Source organism: Rhodococcus sp. NCIMB 12038 (assembly GCF_002165735.1).
Taxonomy (GTDB): Bacteria; Actinomycetota; Actinomycetes; order Mycobacteriales; family Mycobacteriaceae; genus Rhodococcus_F.
This window is the reverse complement of the sequence record NZ_NHML01000025.1, coordinates 30,665-52,084: the sequence shown is the minus strand read 5'-3', so window position 1 is coordinate 52,084 and position 21,420 is coordinate 30,665. Positions and strand designations below refer to the sequence as shown.

General features: G+C 62.1%; 14 protein-coding genes. 8 read left to right on the top strand and 6 right to left on the bottom strand.

Annotated features, from left to right (window positions below; translation table 11 throughout):
- Positions 1–1,134 precede the first annotated feature (1,134 nt).
- Positions 1,135–1,290 carry a hypothetical protein gene (locus tag CA951_RS43585; protein ID WP_179220379.1) on the top strand — a complete coding sequence of 52 codons (156 nt, stop codon included), beginning with the start codon at positions 1,135–1,137 and terminating at the stop codon, positions 1,288–1,290.
- Positions 1,291–1,658: 368 nt separating this feature from the next.
- Here the strand turns inward: CA951_RS43585 and CA951_RS31275 are convergent, their stop codons facing one another.
- From CA951_RS31275 to CA951_RS31250, 6 genes are all read right to left on the bottom strand, one after another.
- The gene (locus tag CA951_RS31275) at positions 1,659–2,861 is read right to left on the bottom strand and encodes a Wadjet anti-phage system protein JetD domain-containing protein (protein ID WP_087560564.1); all 1,203 of its coding nucleotides are present in this window, start codon (positions 2,859–2,861) and stop codon (positions 1,659–1,661) included.
- A complete protein-coding gene (locus CA951_RS31270; RefSeq protein ID WP_087560563.1) occupies positions 2,858–6,265 on the bottom strand; it encodes an ATP-binding protein in 3,408 nt (1,135 codons plus the stop codon). The genes CA951_RS31275 and CA951_RS31270 overlap by 4 nt, the downstream gene beginning before the upstream one ends.
- On the bottom strand, positions 6,265–6,864 hold the full coding sequence (locus CA951_RS31265) for a DUF4194 domain-containing protein (RefSeq protein ID WP_087560562.1): 600 nt from the start codon (positions 6,862–6,864) through the stop codon (positions 6,265–6,267). The genes CA951_RS31270 and CA951_RS31265 overlap by 1 nt, the downstream gene beginning before the upstream one ends.
- Entirely contained in the window at positions 6,864–8,318 is a 1,455-nt protein-coding gene (locus tag CA951_RS31260; protein WP_087560570.1) for a DUF3375 domain-containing protein, read from the bottom strand. The genes CA951_RS31265 and CA951_RS31260 overlap by 1 nt, the downstream gene beginning before the upstream one ends.
- 1,064 nt (positions 8,319–9,382) lie before the next feature.
- On the bottom strand, positions 9,383–10,513 hold the full coding sequence (locus tag CA951_RS31255) for a hypothetical protein (RefSeq protein WP_143543127.1): 1,131 nt from the start codon (positions 10,511–10,513) through the stop codon (positions 9,383–9,385).
- A 599-nt stretch (positions 10,514–11,112) separates the two neighbouring features.
- Positions 11,113–12,360 (bottom strand): helix-turn-helix domain-containing protein, encoded by a 1,248-nt coding sequence (locus tag CA951_RS31250; RefSeq protein ID WP_087560560.1) that lies wholly within the window; start codon positions 12,358–12,360, stop codon positions 11,113–11,115.
- A 316-nt stretch (positions 12,361–12,676) separates the two neighbouring features.
- Here CA951_RS31250 and CA951_RS43010 point away from each other — a divergent pair, with 316 nt between their 5' ends.
- The 7 genes from CA951_RS43010 (at position 12,677) to CA951_RS31215 (ending at position 21,354) form a co-directional block, all read left to right on the top strand.
- On the top strand, positions 12,677–12,904 hold the full coding sequence (locus CA951_RS43010) for a hypothetical protein (protein WP_143543126.1): 228 nt from the start codon (positions 12,677–12,679) through the stop codon (positions 12,902–12,904).
- A gap of 1,519 nt (positions 12,905–14,423) precedes the next feature.
- Positions 14,424–16,145 carry a P-loop NTPase fold protein gene (locus CA951_RS31240; protein WP_087560558.1) on the top strand — a complete coding sequence of 574 codons (1,722 nt, stop codon included), beginning with the start codon at positions 14,424–14,426 and terminating at the stop codon, positions 16,143–16,145.
- A 320-nt stretch (positions 16,146–16,465) separates the two neighbouring features.
- Positions 16,466–16,978, top strand: coding sequence for a hypothetical protein (locus tag CA951_RS31235; RefSeq protein WP_143543125.1), 513 nt, complete (start codon positions 16,466–16,468; stop codon positions 16,976–16,978).
- A gap of 137 nt (positions 16,979–17,115) precedes the next feature.
- A complete protein-coding gene (locus CA951_RS31230) occupies positions 17,116–18,270 on the top strand; it encodes a queuosine biosynthesis protein queC (protein WP_256974161.1) in 1,155 nt (384 codons plus the stop codon).
- Positions 18,267–19,019 carry a TatD family hydrolase gene (locus tag CA951_RS31225; protein WP_087560556.1) on the top strand — a complete coding sequence of 251 codons (753 nt, stop codon included), beginning with the start codon at positions 18,267–18,269 and terminating at the stop codon, positions 19,017–19,019. Before CA951_RS31230 ends, CA951_RS31225 begins: the two co-directional genes overlap by 4 nt.
- A 189-nt stretch (positions 19,020–19,208) precedes the next feature.
- Positions 19,209–19,427: a KTSC domain-containing protein gene (locus CA951_RS31220; protein ID WP_087560555.1), complete on the top strand. Its 219-nt coding sequence runs from the start codon at positions 19,209–19,211 to the stop codon at positions 19,425–19,427.
- 139 nt (positions 19,428–19,566) lie between these two features.
- Entirely contained in the window at positions 19,567–21,354 is a 1,788-nt protein-coding gene (locus CA951_RS31215; RefSeq protein WP_087560554.1) for an ATP-dependent endonuclease, read from the top strand.
- Positions 21,355–21,420: the final 66 nt, after the last annotated feature.

Below are 21,420 nucleotides of genomic sequence, written 5' to 3'. Positions count from 1 at the left end.
GGGCGAGTCGCTTCGCTCCCCGCCAGGGAGCCGCTGCGCGGCTCGCGGTGGGTCCATTTCCGTTGCCGTCGATCGAGTCGCTTCGCTCCTCTGAGTTTCCGAAATCAGGCTATCGCCTGCACTTTTCGTCGTCATGTTCCAACCGGTCCCCCGCACCCCAACGACGCCTGGGAGGCTGTTGGGCGCGCCCGACCCGCCTCTCACTCGACTTCTCGCTCCGCTCGATGTCATACCCACGTCGTACCACCCATTTCCCATTCTATCCAAACATCAAAAGATCATAAAACAGCTAGATCTATTATTTACCAAGGCATTACACACCTTACAATATAAGATTCGTGCATAAATCTTGTAAATGCATATTTATCAAGTAATTTCCCAAACCTACTGTAGATCAACATCTTTAAAATCCACTCATCTGAACGCGACAAGAAACCCCCACGCGCCCGCCGACACCCCGACGCCGGAACTCCCCCGATAAGGTCGCCGGCACCCCCACATCACAAACCGGGAACACGACATCACAACAAGTCACAACACCATCACGCCCCCCACATAGCACACGGCCAGCACCCCGGAAGTCGGGTGCGGGCCGCGCACGGAGGGTCGCGATCAACACCTTGAGGTCCACCCAGAACCGATCATCGCGACCCTCCACATAACCCCCGCCCGGCGGATCCTCGAGCAGCCCAAGCATCAGCTCACGAGCCGCACAACAAGCACCGCCGAGCATCCCATCCCGGTGCACCTTCCAGTCCCACCCCGCACCCGCATCAACACAGTAACGCCCAGTGAAATCCGCAGCCCCTTCCCGGACTCCACGGGTGTCACCTTCCCAAGTCAGCGCGTCCGCCCCAGGCCGCGGTTCTTACCGTCCATCCCGCACCCAGGACGCTCGTATGGAGCTGTCCGAGTGTCACATACGAGGTCATTCCGGGACCTTCACAAGGATCTGCAGGTAGGCACCCGCGGCATCGGTTACAGCTGCTCCGAGGTGCGTCTGCCGATCGTGATGCTCAGCGCGTCGAGTTCGGCGAGCATGGCGGTGGCGGCCCAGATCTGGTTGCGCTTGCGCTCGGACAGCACCTCGAGCACCCCGGCCTGCGACCATCGCGATCAACGGCCGCGAAGGAGTTGCCGGAGCTCACCGGGACCAGCTCCACCGAACCGTCAGGCTGCAGCATCTTCATCCGCCGGCCGATCGCGGTGGTGCCGATCAACTCCCCGCGGTGCGAGATCGGGGACCTGGCGGCCATCTCGATCTCCCACACCTCGTTCGCAGTGCGGTAGTTGTCGCGCTCGTCGCGGAGTTGGTCGACGCGCCTCCTAATTTGCATATTTTCACTGTGTAGCAGGGATTTTCGGACTGTGACGCCCGTCGCGAACTGGAGTTGCACGTGAATACGGGAGTGCGGTTCGAGTACCCACTTGTCCTCAAGTCCCAATCGCGCATCAGATACGCCGACACTGATTCCTCTAGTAGTGGGCACCGCACGCGAGTGCAGGTTCGGCCTGCGACATATACACCTCCGGGTCGGCACGGACCGTGCCACACCGCTACCCCGGACGTGTTGCGACACTCGGTGGGATGGTCGGCTCGACTGGCTACCCGGCTCTAGTGCAGGCGTTCCGCCGCATCAAGGGACGTTGATGATCCATCACCCGGAGTGGTCGCCACCCGAGTGGAGCGCCCTGCACAGCCAGGAATAGCCGATTCGCTCCTGTTCCAACCGCACCGCAGTTCCCAGTACGTCCTCGACCAAGTCTCGGTACAGCGCAGATTCCTCGGCACGAAGATGCTCGAGGTGAGCATTGATTGGTGTCGGCTCCTGGATCCAGCGGGTTTCGTGCTTGAGCAGCGTGGTGCGGTCCATCAGCAGCGACTCGACGTGCGGGAAGCGGGCCCGGAGTCGATCGAGGATCGCGAACCCATGGGTGTCGATGTCTCCCCAGTAGACCACCTGGACGTGCTCGAGCCAGGACAGCGCGGTCAACGACGACAGTGCGTACCCGCTGCCGAAGATCACCATGCCGGTCGAGTTCTCGGGGAACGCGAGATAGGTGATCTCGTTCTCGATGATGAAAACCCGATCCACCGCGGGTGCCAGGTTCGCCAATTCGGTGACGCGGACCGTGGCCTCGCTCAGACCTGCGGGAAACGGAGTGGTCGCACCGAGCAGCCGAAAACGCACATAAGCGGGCTTCGTACGAAAGTAATAGCGCCGCACGAAGTCCGAGGCGGGACGGGACCGATCGATCCGGTGTTCGGGCAGTACGGCGTCGAGGAGTTCGGCGAGGATCTGGCGGTGTGTCTCGATGAACTTGGTGTCCACACCGGGCGCATCGACCTGCCTCAGATAGACGCCCCTATCGCCACACCCGCGAATCCATTCGACGGCGGCGAGCAGCGCATTCCAGTCGTGTTCGTGGACAAGGACCTTCCGCGGGTGCGCGACTGCCCAGTCGGACAGTCCCAATCCGGCGGCGTCGATCCGGTTGCGTAGCGCGTCGAAGGTGCGGACCTGAGTGTCGACCCCGAGCAGCGCCCACAGCGACTGGTGATCGTCGATCCACACCCGGTGCGGAATCGAGTTGGCTCCGACCGACCGGCCCCCGATGGTTTTGAACTCCAGCCGGAACGCCGTCGAGCGGGCCCGGTGGGAGGTCCACGTCTGCGCCCAGTCCTGCACCTCGCCATAGCGCGCACCCAGGTCCACGGCTGACGGTCCGCGCAGCACGATGCCGATCGGATCGAGTGGCTCCGCGCGGGCGTGGGCGGACAGGTAGATTCCCGTGTTCCAGCGCTTGGTCAGGGTCGCGCTGACCTCGCGAGGAGTCGACCAGCCTCGGGCACCGGTCATGCCGACGCGCCGGGGGTGGCCTCCACGCGCACGAGTCCACGCAGCCGCTGCTGCTCGCGGTACTGCTCGATGGTCAGACTCTGGAGCCGGGAATTGTTGCCGTCCGGATTGTCCACGAACCCGACCGACGACACGTACGGCTCAATGACGTGAATCTTCTGCAGCGGCGTCACGATCAGCAATTGCAGCCCGAGGGTGCGGAATAGCTCCAGCGCGAACTTTGTGGAGTCGTCCGAGCCGCGACCGAAAGCCTCGTCGATCACTGCGAATCGGAACGTCTTGGACCGGGTGGCGCCCCATTCGAGCTTGAACTGGTACGCGAGGGACGCCGCCAGGATCGTATACGCCAGCTTCTCCTTTTGCCCGCCCGACTTGCCGCCGGAGTCGGTGTAGTTCTCGTGCTCGGTGTCGTCCTCGCGCCACCGCTCGGAGGCGGAGAACATGAACCAGTTCCGCACATCGGTGACGCGCCTGGCCCAGGCCCGGTCCGATTCGGTCTGCCCCTCGCGGCCCTTGAATCGCTCGATGAGCTGCTTCACCTGAAGGAACTTGGCCTCCGAGTACTGCTCGGAGTTGCCGCCGCCGATCGAACTGTCTGTGCACTCGCGCAGATCGGTAATGAACTCGCGGATTTCGGTGTTGGGGGTGCGCGCCCCCTCGAGTCGGATGTATCGGCCCGGGTTGTAGTTGATGCCGACCAGCGATTCGTTGATCCGATCGATGCGTTCGCGGATCAGGTCGACCTGTCTGTTCAGCTGGGAATGGAATCCGGCCACGTCGCGGATGGTGTTGGTGTTCAGGTACTCCTTAAAGTCGGTCTCGAACCGTGGCAGGTCGTCCCCGACTAGCCGGCGGTGCAGTTCCCGGTATTCGGCAGCGGAGGCGACGTTGTCGTCCATCTCCGCGGTCTCGGCGGGGTACTTTTTGCGGAAATTCCCCATCTGGACCACGATCCGGTTCGCTACGGTTGCGCTCTTGGTAGCGAGCTTGTCGATGGACTCGGTCAGTGCCCGGTTGACTTCCAACTCCCGGGCGTCGCACCGGTCGGGCTCGGTGGGGACTGTGGATCCCAGGCGCCGGTCTATCGCGTCGAACTCGGCCCGTGCGGCCCCACACGGCTCCTCGCGGAGCACCGTGCGCGTCGCATCGGTTTCCGCGCGCGCGCTGTTACGAGAGGCTTCCAAGCGGCCGAGTTCCTTCTGAAGCCCGTCCCGGCGTGCGTCGGCCTCGGCGATCGCCCGCCCTGTGTCGTCGAGTTCGCGCCCGATCCGCTCCAGCTCGCGCGACGAGGCCTCGAGCTCCGCCTTCTCCCGTTCGAGTGTGGCGATTCGGTTCACCATCGACTCCCAGTCGATGTCTTTGAACTGGTCGATCTCGAGCAGCTTGTCCAGCGCGCGCCGCCGGTGGGTGGTGGAATCGAGTGCGGCCTGCAGCTGGGTGCGGTTCTCGGCGAGACTCTGGGTGCGGGTCGCGACGGCCTGTGCCCGGGTGAGTAGTGCATCGATCTTCTGGTCGTTGGTCCATCCGAGAATGTAGGAGCTGCGGTCGTCGATCCGGGTGGTGTCGTTCTTCTCGTGCCGCCCACCGGTGGTGCGGATCTGTCCGGATCGGGTGATGGCCTTGTCGGCACGCCGGAACTCGTCCATCGAATCCACGCACAGGAGGTCGGCTCGTTTGGCGAGTTCCCGCTCGAGCCAGTTGTAGAACGGTCCGTCCTTTATCTCGATCTTGTGCAGCAGCAGGTTCGGTGCGGAGCGGTCGCCGCGAGGACCGACCGCAACGGTGGCCGGGACCCGGTAGTACACCACCCGGGTGCCGAGGTGGTGCGCATCGATCCAATCCGAGACACGCCGATAGTGCTCCTGCGAGACCAGCAGCGAGAGGCCGAATCCGCGCAACAGCCGTTCGGCCGCACCCGCCCAACGGTCCTCCTCGGGGCGGACCTGGATCAACTCGCCGGCGAACGGTATGTCGTTCTCGTCGATACCCAGGGCGGTGCAGAGGGATTCACGGAGCGTGAGATTGCGGGCCGGGATATTGCTGCGGCGTTCCCGCAGGCTCACCAGCTCGGTGTTGAGCTCGGCGGATGCCCGCTCGAGATCCCTTTGCTCGAAACGGATCTCGGTGATCCGGTTCTGCTGATCGGACAGCGACTGCTCGAGCGCCTGAACACAGGTGCCGGCACGCTCGCGCTGGGCCGCGAACTGCTCGGCGCCTCGCACCGGATCCAGGCCGGCCGCGCCCGCGAGTTGGGCATAGCGGGCCTGCCGGTCGCGGCGCTCGTCGCGCGCATGGGACGCCTCGAGCACGTCCCGCTCGAGTTGCGCCAGCCGATCCCCGCCGTGGCCGGCGCGCTCGAGCCTGAGTCGGTTCTCGTTGTCGCGCAGTTCGGCCAGCTCGTGTGTGGTGGCCTGCAGCCGATCGGTGGCCGTCGTGATGGCGGCGTCGAGTTCGCCGATCCGGGCGGTCAGCAGTCCGGATTTGTGCTCGGCGAAGTAATAGCGCAGTGCGGACCGCTGCGCGGCGAGCGCCGCGGTCTGTTCCGTGAGTTCCTCGTGGGTGCCGCACTCGGCGAGGATCGGTTCGATGTCGGCAAGCTGTTCGCGGGCGCGCCGGACCGCGTCGTGCGCCTTGGTGAGGTCGTCGAAGTGGGCCACCAGCTTCGCCGTCCACGCCGCCGAATCGAAGGGTTCGAGCATGTGGCTTCGCACGAAGTCATTGAGATTGCCGACCGCTTTCATCGACACGGTCTGGTGGAACAGATCCAGTGCCTGCTCGGACTCGATGCCCAGCTGGCGCCGGAAGTCCCGGCTGTACTCGGGGAAGTGCTCATGCAGCCGGGCGCCGGACCGGCGGAGCTTCTTTTTCAGGCCGACGATGTCACTGCCGAAGTCGGCGAAGTGCGCCGCGATGGTCAGGTCGGCATCGGCGGTGACGAAGAAGCGGTCGGGCTGGCCGGTGTTGCCGTTCTTGATCCAGAACACCTGTGCCAGCGTGACCTCGGAGTTATAGCCACGGTTGCGGAACACCCCGAGGATCACCGAATAGGTCCCGGCGGAGCGGATCCCGACCGGGCGGGAGGTGCCGGTGGTCTCGCTGCGCTCGGACTTGTAATAGCCGAGCACATAGGAGCGCAGGCTCCGCTCGCGGGTATCGGCGCCGGCGGCCTTGTTGTAGGAGATGCGGTGCGCCGGCATCAGCAACGTGGTGACGGCGTCGACCATGGTCGACTTGCCCGAGCCGATATCGCCGGTGAGCAATCCGTTGTGGCCGTCGAGGTTCAGCGCCCACATTCGCCGGTCGAATGTGCCCCAGTTGTACACCTCGAGGCGCTCGAGCCGGTATCCGGAACGCGAGTCCGCCCCTGGATTCGCCAACTCGGTGGTGCTGAACAGCCCGGCCACTACTTGTCCTCCTCGAACTGGGCGGCGTATTCGGACAGTCGCTGGTCGAACTCCGACAACCACTGTCCGTCGATGAAAGCCTTCAGGATCCGGCGCACCTCGTAGAGGCCCGCCTGACCGCTGACCTTACGCAGGAATCCGAGGTCCACCACCTTCGTGATGGTCATGTCGATCTGATCGACGATACGGGCCTCGTTGCTGGTGGACGGCAGGAAGACCCTCACGGTCTCGGCGATCTGCTCGCGAGTCAAGATCAGCCGGGTGTCGGCGTTGTTCGCGTCGAACTCGGCGAGCTTCTTGCGGAGCAGGGCCAGCAACAGACTCGTGTGGAACGGCAACGCGCGCCGGGCCACGAGTCGGGGTACGTGCCGCTCGTCGTCCTCGGCATCGGGTTTTGAGCGCAGGAAGGCGTACCCCTCGGCCTCGTCGACCACCACGATCAGGTTCATCGTCGCCACGTAATCGCGGACCTGAGGAAGGAGTGCCTGCAGATGCGCCCACGGCTTCTCGTGGCTGTCGCGGTAGACGACACCCTTCATCAGATGGGTGACCACGAGAGGCAGATCGAGCTGATCGCGAGGGATGGTCCCGGTGTTCATCAGGTGCCTCCAGTCGTTGGGGTGGTGCGCACAAAGGTCACCCGAGGCAGGGTGGCCACCTTGACGGCGCCGGTGTCGTCCGTCCACGTCAGCCGATCCTCGGCGGACTCGTCGAACACCGCGCGGAACGTGTCGTCGGAGAGCGAGAGGTAGGTCACCAGCTCCGCCAAGCCCTGCTGCAGCGGCGCCGCGGCGACGATCTGCGCCAGCCCGATCTGTCGGGTCGCCTGCAGCGCCCGGCGCACCGAGTGCGAAAGCCGGATGGGATCGACGTACACCTGCTCGAACAGTGGCGTGGCCTCGAAGTCATCCTCGCCGGAGATGACGTCGCCGCTGTCGAGCACGGTGGGTGTGGACGGCGCGTAGAGGGGGCGTTCCATGGGTAGGGAGACGGCCGGCGCGGTGGCGTCGAGATCCATCGTGAGTGCACTGCCGGACCGGTCCCGCAGTGCCAGCGAGTGCGATTCGATGCTGCGCAGGATGTCCATCACGCGCCGGTTCTCCAGCCACACCTGGTCGTCGAGAAACCGGCGCAGCTGTTCCGAGAGCTGGCGAACCGTGGCCTGAGTGCGCTCCCCCGCGTCGAGCCAGTCGTGGTGGATGTGTCGCAGTCGCGGATCGGTGTCGGTGATCGCCGCGAGGCACTGCACACGCTCGAGCAGGTCGGCGAGCTCGGTCTGCTTCTGGTGTGAGAGCAGGAAGTCGTAGAAAGCCTGGAAGCTCTTGCCCTGGTCCGAGTCGGCGATGGTGCTGCGATCGCCGAGCACCTCGTCCAGCAGTTCCCCTTTGGCGCCGTCCCAGGCGGCGATACGCTCTCGCATGTCTCGGTCGAGGGCCCGGAAGTTGGCCTCCACCTCGCGGAAGTCGGACAAGAGTTCCCGGGCGGTACCGGCGAACTGCTGATAGCGGTCCCGCTGGGCCGCGGCGTCGAGTACGGCGACGTTGCCGCGCTCGACCTCGGCGATATCGGCGTCGATCTCCGCGCGGCGCCGGTGTAATTCGGCGAGGCGGACCTCGGTGCTGGTCTCGGTGCCGAACACCATCTGCCGAAGCAGCTCGAAGACAGTGTTGAGGCGGGACTCAGTGCCGATAAACGAGCGGGCCTGCAGACTCCGCACCCAGGTCACGGCCTTCTCCACGGCCGGTGTCGCGTCGAAGTGCGGTTCGTCGGAGTCGGGCGGATAGTATTTGCGCAGCCAGCCGGCCTCGGGTGCGGCCCAGTCGTCGAGATAGGCGCGCGCCGACTTGGGGAAGGTGCCCGCGCCGAGCCGCTCGTTCAGAGCGTAAAGCTCGTCGTCGAGTCCGGTGATCAGTGCGGTCCGGGAGATCTCCCGGACGTTCTCGTCCACGAAGACCCTGCCGAGAAAACCGACGACAAGTGCGGCGTTGTCCGCGCGCAGCAGCCGCCACGCGGCACTGTGCGCGCGCAGCGCCGCCACCTCGTCGAAGTTCACGGTGCACATGGTAGGAGCTGGCACCGACACGGTATGGTGCCCGCTCTGTTCGACGACGATATTGCCCATCGATTCGGGAGCTGTCGGCCCCGCTGAGCCAAGAACTGATGGCCTTCGATATCTGTGGACGCCGGACCTCGGGAAACTCAAGGTCCCGGACGCTGTCCGCGACCGACGGCCGTGACGGCGGCTGAAAACGGCGCCCGGATCGCCGCGACGCCGTCGCCGCAGGCCTGCCGGTGTCATACTGCTCTACCAACGCAACGGCATCATCACTGCGACCCGGCGCGGGTGTCCGCCTGCGCGGTGGGCAGCGCCCCGGGGTGCTTGTGCAATTCGAGAATTAATCCTTGCGCCGTAGCCACTTTCAGCAGCCACCACGGTCATGATGTCATCGACCAAGCCGCCCGCATTGAGCCACGTGTTCCCGAGATCCGCTCGGCGACCAACGACGAGAGGTCCCGACGGCACATCGTTCCGGTCCCGTCCGTGATGGCGCGGGCCGCCCCACGGACGTAGACCCATTCACGGTCGGGGCATACGTCGAGCACACTGCCTCGCGACCAGAGCGAAGGTATCGATCACGCGCCGGAAAGTTCGTCGTCGAGCACATACCCGTCCACCGCGCGACCACCCATCTCCGACAAACCGAACCGGGCCGCCGCCCCTGAACATGGTTCATGGCACTGGCACTTGGCCGCCAGGTACCCGCCGGTGACAAGAGTGTTCAGCCTCATCGCCCCCCATCCACACATCCGAGGCACCTGCGCACGTCGGCGGGCAAAGAAACGCCACCTGGTCCGCACTCGCCCGGCGGAGCCGATGCCTCAGTCGACGGAGACGGCGAAATCCAATCCATCCCTACACCAGACAACATCGCCCACGCTGCCCACGCCACCTCCCCATGCCGCGGACGGCTCAGGACAATAGCGGTGATGCCGGGTTAGAACTGCGACAACACCGCTTGTACTTTCTACCTCGTGTGACTGACGCACACCCACCGCTGACATCGGCTGGTTGCGACGGGTGTGCCGCGCTGGAGTGGCCGCACCACGGGTAGATCGTTACGTGGCTGTGTCAGGCTGGTGCTTCTTCCGCGGCCACAATTCCCAACGGTTGGCCCGACCACGGCGCACTTCAGCGTCCGGAAATTCCTGCCGCAACTCCTCTAGCCGCGCAATAACATCGGTGATCGGTAGACCCGACGCAATGATCGCCAGGGGCTGAGAGGCCTGTGCCGGTTCGGTGACTGGCCGCTCGCGTTGCGCAGCTCTCTCTATTATTGTGCGCACCTTCTCCATCTTCGCTGCCCATCCAGGCCACGCCGGACAGGGACCCGCCGTCTGTCGGGCCACCCATCCGTGGTCAGCCGCGGGTGTAGCACATTCCGAGCACATGTCGTCAACCGCCAGTCGCGGAATGGCCAGTAGCGCCTCCAGCTCTCCGGTGGCATCGGCGAGCAGCTGGCGACACTCGATGCGTCGCGACTTATCTTGAGCTGCTTTCAGGTTCGCGCTTAGGTCCGCCAGCTGCGCACGCAGTTCACGAACTCGTGTCGTACGGTGGATTGAGTACAGACAGAGCGTGATCTCCCGTCGGTCGCGCGGAAGTCGACCGTGCGCGTCAACAACCGTCTCGGGGTCACCGACCGTCGCTTCCAACATCGCAATCTGTCCTTCGATCTCCCCGACCTCGTTCTCGAGTGCCGCAATGCGCTCTGCGCTCCTGCCTGTCGGAATGGCCGGAGAGCTGGCCTTGTCACGAAGCCCGCTTAGCTCCGCCTGCTCGTGTTGCAGACACGACTGCAGTTCAATCAGATGTAGCCGCGACTGTGCCCGGTCGGGGTCGTAGTGCGAGCGTTCCCGCTCAAATCGCTGCCGCCTCGCATCGAGCTTCTGGCGGACGTCTTCGTCGTCGTGCTTCCACCGAGCTTCGCACTCGGCTTCGGTCAGTTGACGGTGGCCGGGTTCAGCTCGCTGCCATTCGCCCATGATCTGGAGGGCCTGCTCCCATTCGTTCGCCCGGTCGTCACGAACCCACGGGTTCCAATGTATTTCTGCGGCGATCGCTCGAAAAGTGGCTCGGGCTTCGATGAAGTCCTCGGGAATCGACGATGTCCCTGGGCGAGGCTTCCACAGCATTCCGTCATGCCGAAGCACGCCTCCGGAATTGCGGAAACTGGTGTTTGCAGTCATGACTGGCAGCATGCCGCATTTGGCCAACGCTGTGGCGTGTGCTGCAATATATCGCTAACGCGCTCTATAATCCGGTCATCGCCGCGTGCACTTCTTGGACAGCACCCTACGTACCTTCGTTTCGAGGGTTCCGCCTCGACCTTTGTGCAACAGCGCTTGCGGAGACGCGCATCGCCGGCGAAGAAATAGGGAGGGCGAGCGAAGCGAATCCTCGTCAATGGAGATCAGGCGGCCGTCATCTGGTTTGTCGTCGTAGCGCCAGAGGGGCAGCAGCTAGTCCGAGGTCGGTCCGTGCGTCATCTCGTATCTATCCGCCGTGAGATCCACAGCCCGTGCGTGAGGAGATGCTCAATCAGTTCACTGTCACCCATGTACTCGGCAATGTCCAGTAGGGACGACACCGTGACGCCCGTTCGCGGAGATCCAAACTGCCGCATCGCGTCCACAGGCCGAGGGCAGCCGAACCCAGGGAGCCTGCAAACGCCGCGTGTTCGACGGCATCGGAATGGTAGTCAAGACTCATGTGGCGATCTCGTCCTCTCCTGTCCCATCGGTTGGTTGTTGCCCTGCAGAGCAACGGACAAGCGGTATGGGCAGCGCTAGACAGGCTGTGCGTCCGGCGGCCCGAAGCGAGCCGTGACGCCGAGCGCGCGATGGAGGGGCTCGACCAACTGCTGAATTACTCGCGCGGGCCGTTCGGCGATGTCCCGAAGCGGCGCGACTGTGCCCCGTATGTACTGGTCATCGCTATAGATGTAACCGGAACTCTGGTCGCGTACCTCACGAAAGTAGGCCCGAAGACCCGCAAGGCCCGTGGCCCCAACGCCAAGCCGCCAGTTGCCGTGGTAGCCCGATTCGGTCGCGAGCGACGTCACCAGAGCAAGGAGGCGGTGCAAATGAATGACCGGGGCATCCGCAAAGACGACCTGCTGCCCCGGTGTAATCGCGTCGCTCAGCCGACTCATGAACAGTCGGACTGCGCCATCCTCGTCGATCTCGATTTCCAGGGCATCCTCATCCTTCTGGTTCGGACGCAGCAGACGACCCGGTTCCAGACCAAAGGACGTCACCGCAATCCCGGCCGGCCGACGATCAAACTGGGAGAGCGCGCCCCAGTCCGGACTGGTTCCGGCGAGGTGGTGGAGCTGATCTTCGATCGCAGACGTCCTGGCGCCGTTGGTTAAACGCAGCACATGTTCCTGCCAACGTGGCGCGTTGGTGACCGGGGCCAAGAGGTCAGGTGCCCCGAGAACCGGCTCTGCGAGCAGAAACAGATGCGCCTGCTTCCGTACTCCTTCGGGGATCGGATCGCGGGTGAACTCCGCACGAATCCGTTCACCAATGTCACGCTCGTGGGTGCGACGTCGCTCATGCAGGCGCACCACTTCGGCGTCCGCCAGCTGGTACTTCGTTATATCGCGCCGGCCCCAGTAACGGCCATCAACCATGTGCGGCGCTTCCGGACTTGGCGGGACGTGCACTAGCAGGTAGCCGTACCCCGCAGGCGTTTCGCACGGAATCGACTGTGTCGCTATCGTGACAGGCGGGTCGGGAATCGATGCCGCGACCTGATCGATCCGTTCAGCGAGGCCATCAAGTAGCACCGGAACCGCGACACTGTCCTCGCCACGTTCGGCAACCCCGACGACGAACGTCCCACCGTCAACGGCGAACGACGCTAAGTCCCGAGCGAGTTCACGATTCTTGCTGCTACCCTTCGGGATTTCGGCTTTGAGATCTAGGTAGTGACTTTCGGTCAGCAATCCCTCCTCCATCGCCGCGACCAGCGACTTCTCGTCCTCAATTGGCAGGCGAGGGTTGTACCGCACGCGGTCATAGATGCTCACAACAGATCATTGTGCGGTACGGCACCGACACAACCTCATCTCGGACTAGTTCCTGCTTGCTGTCCACCGACCGGGACTGTCCGCCATCACCACCAGCGCCAAGCAGTTCCCTCCATCCGTCAAGCTCTCTCATAAGCGCTCGAATCAAGGCGGCCTGCTCTTCCCAGGTTGGCCGCCGGATCGTCGGCATGGCGAGCCGACTCCCAAGCGGATCGATCCGCCCCACATACTCGCAGCCCCAGCGGTACCACTCCGTGGCCGCTTCCCGCGCGTCTTCGTCTGCGCGTGAGTCGCGCTGTGCCGCCATCGCGCCGAGGTGGCCACGCTGCGCTTCCGCTGGTTGCCAGGCACAAACTTGTTCACGAAGCACTTCCGCTCGCACATTGTCAGCGTGCCGTTCGACCGCGAGCTCTTCGGCAGTCGCTCGACGGCGCGCCTCGTCGTCGCGGGCTCCCACTTCGGCATCGCGCCGTTCATCCTCACGCTGAGCAGCGGCCTCAATGCCTTCCATCGCCTCCGCAAGGTGATCTTCCACTCGGGTTGATAACGACTTCGTATCGGACCAGTCCCGGTGCCCGCCGCGAAAGCCTCGCTGTCGATGCGCAGCCGAAGCCGGTCGCCAGGAGCATTATCCCAACGTGGCGGTCGACTCCATGACCACTTCTTCTCTCGTTCGAGTTCGGCCGGGGTCGGGACGTGTGGTGTATAGGAATCGCGTTGCTACACACCCACGGCAAAGCAGTACTGGCCAACACAGATGACCAGCTGCCCGGGTTCGATGCTCCGCTGCTGGTACCTGCGATGGTCGGTATGCCCGGTTGGCTCGACGACGGTGTGCCCGCGCGCCTCTGCCTCGAGAGCGATTGATTGCAGGACGCGAACCATCCGCCTCCGGATTTCCGAGCTCGCACCGAGGCGCGTGTTATCACGAAGTTGCGCTACTACTGGATGCCATTGGCCAATCCGTTCGGCTACAACCAGGTCCCGCGGCGGCACCGTGTGCCAAGGTGGTAGCGGTCCGAACTGAAGTAGTAGGTGCCGGTATTAGAATTAGTCATACTCAGTCGCTGGCCCGCCGGCGCCATTCCCCGACGATTGATGATCGTCACGAGACTGCCATAGTTCGTCACGTCGTCCTTGACATTTCGCCGCAGAACACCACCCGCAGCGACGATGTCGTAAAGGAGTTGCCGAGTGGGCGTCAAACGTTGCGCTGAGCGGGGCGATCCGGATGGGTTGGCGACATCCGTCGTCGCGGGCAACGTGGCCTCCACACTCATGGGCAGCGTGCCGCCCGTCGGCTGAGGATGAGAGCGAAGGCCGCGGCGTTTCGCTGACTCGGGCACAGGTGTGGCCGACGGACGCCTCGAGTGAAGCCTCTTCGTGCGTCGATGGCTGGCTGGGTACGCGCCGTATGCAAGATAGTGTTGACCAGCATCCAGGGTCTGCGCGGTCCAGTGCCCGCCCTTGCGCGAGATCGTCACTAATCGACGGTTCTGCAGGGCAACAGTAACCGTCTTATGTCCGACATCTGGCCATTCGCGTTCAGGACAGCCTTGACCAATCCATCGCAGCACGTTGAGCTGCCGATCGTTTAACGGCGCATCGAGAGCGACCACGAAAGGAAGTTCAGCAGGCAAACGCCAAAGCGTCGGCCACGTGAACCGTCTGATAAGTGTTCGTGGTGGCTGCTGATCCAAAGCTGGAAGGAGTATGACGCGAAGACCCCGGGAACGGGCCGTTCGAATGTATCGGAACCGGACCGACGAGCACGGCGGATCGAAGTTCGCCGCTCGTCGCCACGTCGGCGAGTCGCTCGGCACCGCGCCGGCGACGCGGTGGAATTGGATTGACCGAAGAAGCCACCTCGCCCTTCCCAAATGTCATTCACACAAATGACATTCAAACAAGCGACATCGTCGCAAAAATGGCGATACTACGGGTATCACCTAGCTCGAACAATGCATACCGGGCTCAATCTCCCGTTGAATGGCAACTATCATCCCGGTATTGGATCACGCGCCCCGTCTTGGCCTGGGGTCGCCACGGGGAGGAATCAACTGATGCCACAGCCTTCGCCCAACACACCGCTCTGGGACGACAATCCCAGCGAAATAGATTTTCTGGGCTTCGACGCCGTCATACGCCCCGTCCTCGATGCGATCCAAACACCGAACCTCGATCCACTGACAGTCGGAATTCAAAGCCCCTGGGGCGGGGGCAAGTCGACAGCATTGAAATTACTCGCCGATGAACTCGCCCCAAACAGGCGATACGTAGTGGTTCGCACCGATCCGTGGCAGTACGACGACCACGACGACGTGCGGGGCACCCTCATCGCCGAAGTGCTCGACACCTTCCGCGAGCACTTCGACAACAACGCAGCCATCGTCAAGAAGGCCGACGAGCTACTCATGCGGGTGAGCTGGAGCCGAGTCACGATAGCCCTTGCGAAGGGGGCGCTGACTTCGGTATGGAATCCAGCGGAGCTGGTCAAAGCGTTCACCCCTCGGAAGCGTTCGTCACCCGAGTCGATGAGTGGCTTCAAGAGCGCATTCGGTGAACTCGTGGAGTACCTTCCTGATGTTGACCGAGTTGTCGTGATGGTGGACGATCTCGACCGATGCTTACCGAACGCTGTCATGGCGACTCTAGAGGCAATCAAGTTGTTTCTCGCGGTACCGAAGATGGTCTTCATTCTGGCCGCCGACCAGGACATGGTGAAGGACGCAATCGCGGCAAGCCTCAGCGCCACTAACCGAAGCGAGCGTTTTGCGGATCGGTACCTCGAGAAGATCGTTCAGATCCCCGTTTCCCTGCCGCGTCTGTCCGAAGACGAGGCTGAAGCGTACGTGGGTCTACTTCTTTCCCATCAGTACTGCCCGGAGCCTCAGCACTTGCCAGCATTGATCGACCATTGCGCAACTCGACGTCGAACTAACTCCCTGCCACTGCTCAGCGACTTCAACGCGCTACCGTGGGCGCCATCATCCGACCTGCTTGCATTGGCAGCTCAGCTAACCCAAGGCCTGTCCGCGGACACCCTCTCGAGCCCGCGACAGATCAAGCGTTTTCTCAATGCATATGGAATACGCAGCGCGGTCGCACGAGCCCGCGGCGTCACGATCGAGCCCGCCGTACTGATGAAGATTCTGCTGCTCGAGGACCAGCATCGGCAGAGCTTCGAAATCCTCGCCAGCGTGAGCGCACCCGACCACCGAAATTTCATTCGAGATTGGGAGGAGTGGGCGGTCTCCACCGATACGGAGGCGGCGCCACCCGACGGAATCGACAAGCGGACCCAGAACTGGGCACGATCCCAGCCCAGTCTCGCCGACGAAGATCTCAGCCCCTACCTGAGTCTGGCCGCGACATTGCTCAGCATTTCTGTCGGCGGCCAGACCACCGACCGCGCCGGCACACTGGTAAGCAGTCTACTCGGAGAGGGTGAAGCAGCCCGCGACGCAGCACTGACCCAACTCTCGTCCCTTCCTGTCCCTGAGCAGGAAAGCGCTTTTGACTACTTGGTTTCGTCGTCGCGTCGTCTCACCGACCTCGATCCGATGTTCACCTCAATTATTCGGTGGGCTGACCAATTACCCGCGCTCGTTCCGAAGGCCGTGCGGGCGATTCGCGATCACTGGCGGAACTTGACCCCTGGGGCCGTCGTCGAACTACAAAACAGTCAGACCGATGAACTACGGGACCTCGTGCGAGAGATTGCTAATGATTCGAGCATCGACCCAATGACCAGAGTGGCAGCAGAGATGGGGCCGAGTAGCTAATGGGCACCAGTGGAGCATACGGCGGCAGCGGTGCGCAGTCATGGGAGACCGTCAGGGAGGCGTGGGAGGTAGCACCAGAGCCCACAACTTGGGATGGAGACTCCGATTCGCCCGATCCGGGATTCGACTCGCTCGGTCAGGCGATCGCCACCGCCCTACTTCCCTCGACTTCTCCGAGTGTTGGAACAGTACCCGCCCTGAGCACCCTCATTAGTCGACTGGGAATACGAGGCTCGCGCGGCGCCGGAGGTGGCGCCGCCGCTGGGGGTGGTGGGGGTGGTGGGGCAGGAAGCAGTGGGTCCCCTCGCCAAGGCCGGCGGATGCTCAATCAAGCGGCTCGCGGTGGGGCGGCAATCGGCGCTGCAAGCGCTTACCAACGGCGCGATGCCGACGCCCTCAGCCGCTTTGGCGTAACACTGGACGAACTCGATGCACTGACACCCCGCAATCGATGCGCACGTTTGTTGGACATCGTCCTCGGCGACGCTGGACATCCTGATGACGCAGCACTACGGAAGGCAGCAGGCGAGCAGGTGAAGAAGATTATCTTAGCCGGGTCGGACGCGCCTGCACCCAGCGCCGGAGAATCCATCCGGTCCTTCGTCGGCGAGATGACCCTACAGTTGTCGCTGGTCGAATTGCGCAATCAGATCCTCGCGGGGGTTACAAGCCCTCAGGTAGCAACCCGCAAAGAACGCGGCTTGCGCCAGTGGATTACCGCGAAACTGCGCAACCTCGACCTCGCGGCGTACGGCAAAGTCACCGCGGTTACTTGCCATCAGGTCGCAGCCAACCTAACTCGCGACGCGCTCGTCCTCCTGGCGGCCCGATGATGACAACTCACCGATATTCCGTGCGCGGCAATGATTCTTCGACTCCTGCCATCCCACATGAAACGACACTGACCTGGCCGTCTCAGCCAGGTCGGACCGAGACCATCGCGTCCGATCTCGGATGGTGGCTTACCCCCTTGGCCACGCCACCGGACGCCGCCATCGATCTACTCAGGATTGCGGCCGGGGCCTACATCGCCGATCGTCTCACCCGTCGCGGACTCACGTTCAGTCGCGACATCTCTCTCAACGTCGAGCTAGCTGCCCCAGATACTTGGATAAGCGGGCCAGCCGATCAGATCTGCGATCTGTTGCACTGGCTTACCGGTGACAGCTGGTCGCTTGTCCTGACAAAAGACACCACCCCCCGACCGGCACCCATCCCAACGACTCACTCCAACATCGACTCTCACCCTGTTAGCCTGCTTAGCGGAGGCTTGGATTCGTTTCTCGGCGCCTTGAACATCTTGCCGGAAAATCCTGACACGATGTTCATCGGACACGCCGACGCTGCCAACGCCGTAGTCGCAGCGCAAAAGCATGTCGGCACCTTCCTAGCCGACGCCTTCACCCCGACACCTTCGTATACCCGGCTTCGGCTCGCTCAGCAAGGGCGTAAACGCGAAGCGTCCAGCCGTACCAGGTCACTTATGTTCCTCTCCCTCGCGGTCGCCGCGTCCACCCCGAGCCGTCGCGGAACACCCTCCAGCGTGTATGTGCCTGAGAATGGATATACCAGCATCAACCAACCCCTGCACGTCAACCGCGGCGGGGCCTTGTCTACACGATCGACGCATCCGACCACGATCTACCGCTTTAATGAACTGCTCAATTCGTTGGAAATCTCGGCATCGGTGACAAACCCATTCGTCCGAATGACAAAGGGGGAGGCCATGAAGCACGTCGCCCAGGGCATACCTCCAACCGCATGGGAGCGAACTGCCGCCGCAACCATTTCGTGCAGTAAGCTCGACGGTGCCCGAATTCCCGGAGGCAACGCCAACCTCAACTGTGGACTCTGCTACCCATGCATAGTCCGCCGAGCGACCTTCATTGCGTCGGGTATCACTGATAAGACCGCATACCTGTGTGAGACCTTGACTGGCACCTCCCGCACGGTGCTATTGGATCGCCGTGCCAGCGACATCGACGCCGTCCGATACGCGATATCGCGCGGAGTCGATCAAGATGCCGTCGATGCCGACACCTGGCCGCCCGACTACGACCTCGACGATGCCGCCGATCTAGTCCAACGCGGTCTCGATGAGATAGCCCAGGTGCCCCTGCCATGACCCGCGAACTACCTCCACTCGATTGCCACGCACACATCGCTCCCGATGTCACACCCACCCAAGTGCGCGCGCTCGAACCCGCGTGGGTTTTCGCAGTAACACGGTCTCTGGCTGAGAGTTCATACGTGGCCACTCGCCAAGATCTCAACCTGATTTGGGGTGTTGGCTGCCACCCGGCGTCGGCCTCAGCACGCAACACATTCGATGAGACCGAGTTTCGACGTCTCCTCCCAAACTTCGCCTTCATCGGTGAAATCGGGTTGGATCGACGGGCTGGTGCCATGGCGGACCAGAAGAAGATCCTGCGCACGATCCTCGGGGCTGCTCAAGAAGAACCTCTGCTCTTGTCGGTGCACAGCGCTGGCGCGACCAGCGCTGTGGTCAACGAACTCGCAGACAATCCGCACCCTGGGATCATCCTGCACTGGTTTCGCGGTACGACCAACGACCTAAGTCGCGCTGCCCCTTTCGACCCTTTCTTCTCGGTGAACGCAGCTATGACAGACGTCGAACTAGGAGCACTCGATCCAGCGCGTGTACTGACGGAAACCGACTTTCCTGCGCGGCGTACCAGTGCCCGCCGTCCCGGCCAAATCGCACCTATCGAACGGAAACTCGCCACTATATGGGGCCGCAACGTTTATGAAGTCAGATTCCAGGTGTGGACCAACCTGCGCGTACTGACCGCTCGAGCCGGTGTGCTGGACAAACTTCCCGACGCCCTGGCGGATCAGTTACTCGAAATCTAGGACTGTGTGGACAAATTCGGGCGCCCGAACCGGACTCCCAACGAAAGCCAAACCGGCCTCACCGAAAGTGCGGAGTTCCAGGACCCATCCTCGGAAGCCACGACCCTGAACTCTCTGCGCACCGCAGACACGTCAACCCTCCATGCGATTGCGCGATACCCACGAAATACAAGACGAAGGAGCATCAGAATGCCGCTGAATTGGCAAGCCGTCGAGTCCAGTTGGATCGTTGCCGAAGCCTACGAATTAGAAACTGAGACGATCTACGTCAGATTTCCGGATGGAGTCGAATGGTACTACACCGCGTGCTCACCAGATGTCTGGAAATCGTTCACCGCGCAGGGTCAGTCGCGGGGAAAGTTCATTCATCAGACGTTGAATTACAAACCAATGGGGCGTCACCAATGATTGGGATGATATAGGGACATTAAGGACCCTTTCACCCAAACCACCCCCCATTTGATGGGACTAATATACAGCTCGGCGTCCACTATTCGCAGCATACGAACAGTCGAGCAAGTACCGATATCGTAGGGAGATAATACCGATGCAACTCGACAGAATCTCGATTATTGGATTTCGCTCGATCGCAGAGTTGAACGACCTCAGGATCGCCTCCCCCACACTGCTGACAGGCCACAACGACGCAGGTAAGACAACAATTCTCGACGCCGTACGCTTTCTGTTGAATGATTACAACTTGAGTGATCGCGATCCTACTTTCGCGAGCAAAAATGTAGCCGAGGCGGACGGCACCGAGACTCCGCGGGTAAATGAAACAGTCGTGGTCGGTGAGTTCACATTGAGCACCACAGAATCCGACGAACTTGGACTTCCGGCGTCCATCAAGATTCGACGATACACAGCGCGCGGGCGTTCGGCGCTCTACGAAGTATGGACCAAGGTCCCAGGAGACGAAAGACTCCGCGATCTGGACTCGCTCACAGTGCCCGACCTGAAGACACGAGTAGAAGAGCTTGGACTGAAAGCTGAAAGTTCATTGAAAGCCTCCCTGAAGGCAGCCCTTGAGGAAGCGGCCCGTTCCGCCACAACAATCCATCGATGGCAAATAGCCCCGTCCGCCGTTGTGAATGCACTGCCTCGGATCGCTAGATTCAACCCTAACGGTAATACCGATGCCGAAGATGCCATCCGCGCAACATTGCAGACCGCATACAACTCACATTCAAACCATGCAGAATTTCAGGGCAGCATTAAGGGCTTGGAAAAGGCACTTGAAAAAAAGTTAACCGAAGACGCGGAAGAGATCCGTAAGCACATCATGCGCCGTTGCGGCGACATCGGCAATGTCCGCATCCTCCCTTCCGTCAAGCTCAACACTGGGCTCAAAGCAACCCAGATCAGCGTCACATCAAAGTCCGGCGAGCATATACATCTCGGAGAAGCCGGTGCAGGAAGGGCTAGACGCGTATCCCTAGCCGTATGGGAATTCAACACCGGGATGCTCAGGGATTCGGGAGACGTCGTCCTCGTGTACGACGAGCCAGATAATCATCTCGACTACGCGCATCAGCGCGATTTCATGAAGCTGGTGCAGCAGCAAAGCGCGTACCCAAACGTTCGGATGCTGATTGCAACTCACTCAATGAACCTCATTGATGGCGTCGATATCTCGGACGTTGTTCACGTCAAGCATGTTGACCACCGAACCGTGGCAGATTCCATGACCGACGAGACTCCGACTGGCTCCCATCTAGGAGCGATCGCCTCGTCGCTAGGATTGCGGAACACAGTCCTCCTTCACGAACGCCTATTTGTCGGTGTTGAAGGCGATACCGAGATGGCCTCTCTACCAATCCTCTTCCGCCATGCTACGGGACGACACCTAGAATCAGCGGGCATAGCTCTCTGGGCTTGTAGAAACAACGAAGGCGCGATGGACTTCGCACGGTTCCTTGTCGACCACGAACGTAACGTCACATTCCTAGTCGACTCTGATTCCAAAGAACAGGCCAGACACGTCTTCTCCGACAAGAAGCTTCAGCAGCGAGGCCTGTCCCCCGAGAAGCACGCCATATATATCGGGGACCCTAACGAGCTCGAAGAGTTGTTCTCCGACGAAGTATGGGCAAAGACAGCGAATGCCAAGTGGCCCAGAGTCGACGGGGCTGAGTGGACCGCCCACCATTTCGCAGAGCTCAGAGGAAAGAAATTCAGCAAAGAACTCCTTGACATGACGCGCGAGGCGAGTGAGCAGGGGCCGAGCAGCAAGCCGGAAGCGATGACCACGCTCGCGTTATCCCTCCAGCAAGGCGACAAGTTGCCCGATCAATTGACCGAAGTCTTCCGGCTGCTGGAAGACCGAGCAACCTAGTGTCAGCGCGCCTTCATTCTGGCTTTCCGCTGGGCTACTGTCGGCTCTGCCCAGGCGTGAAACCCG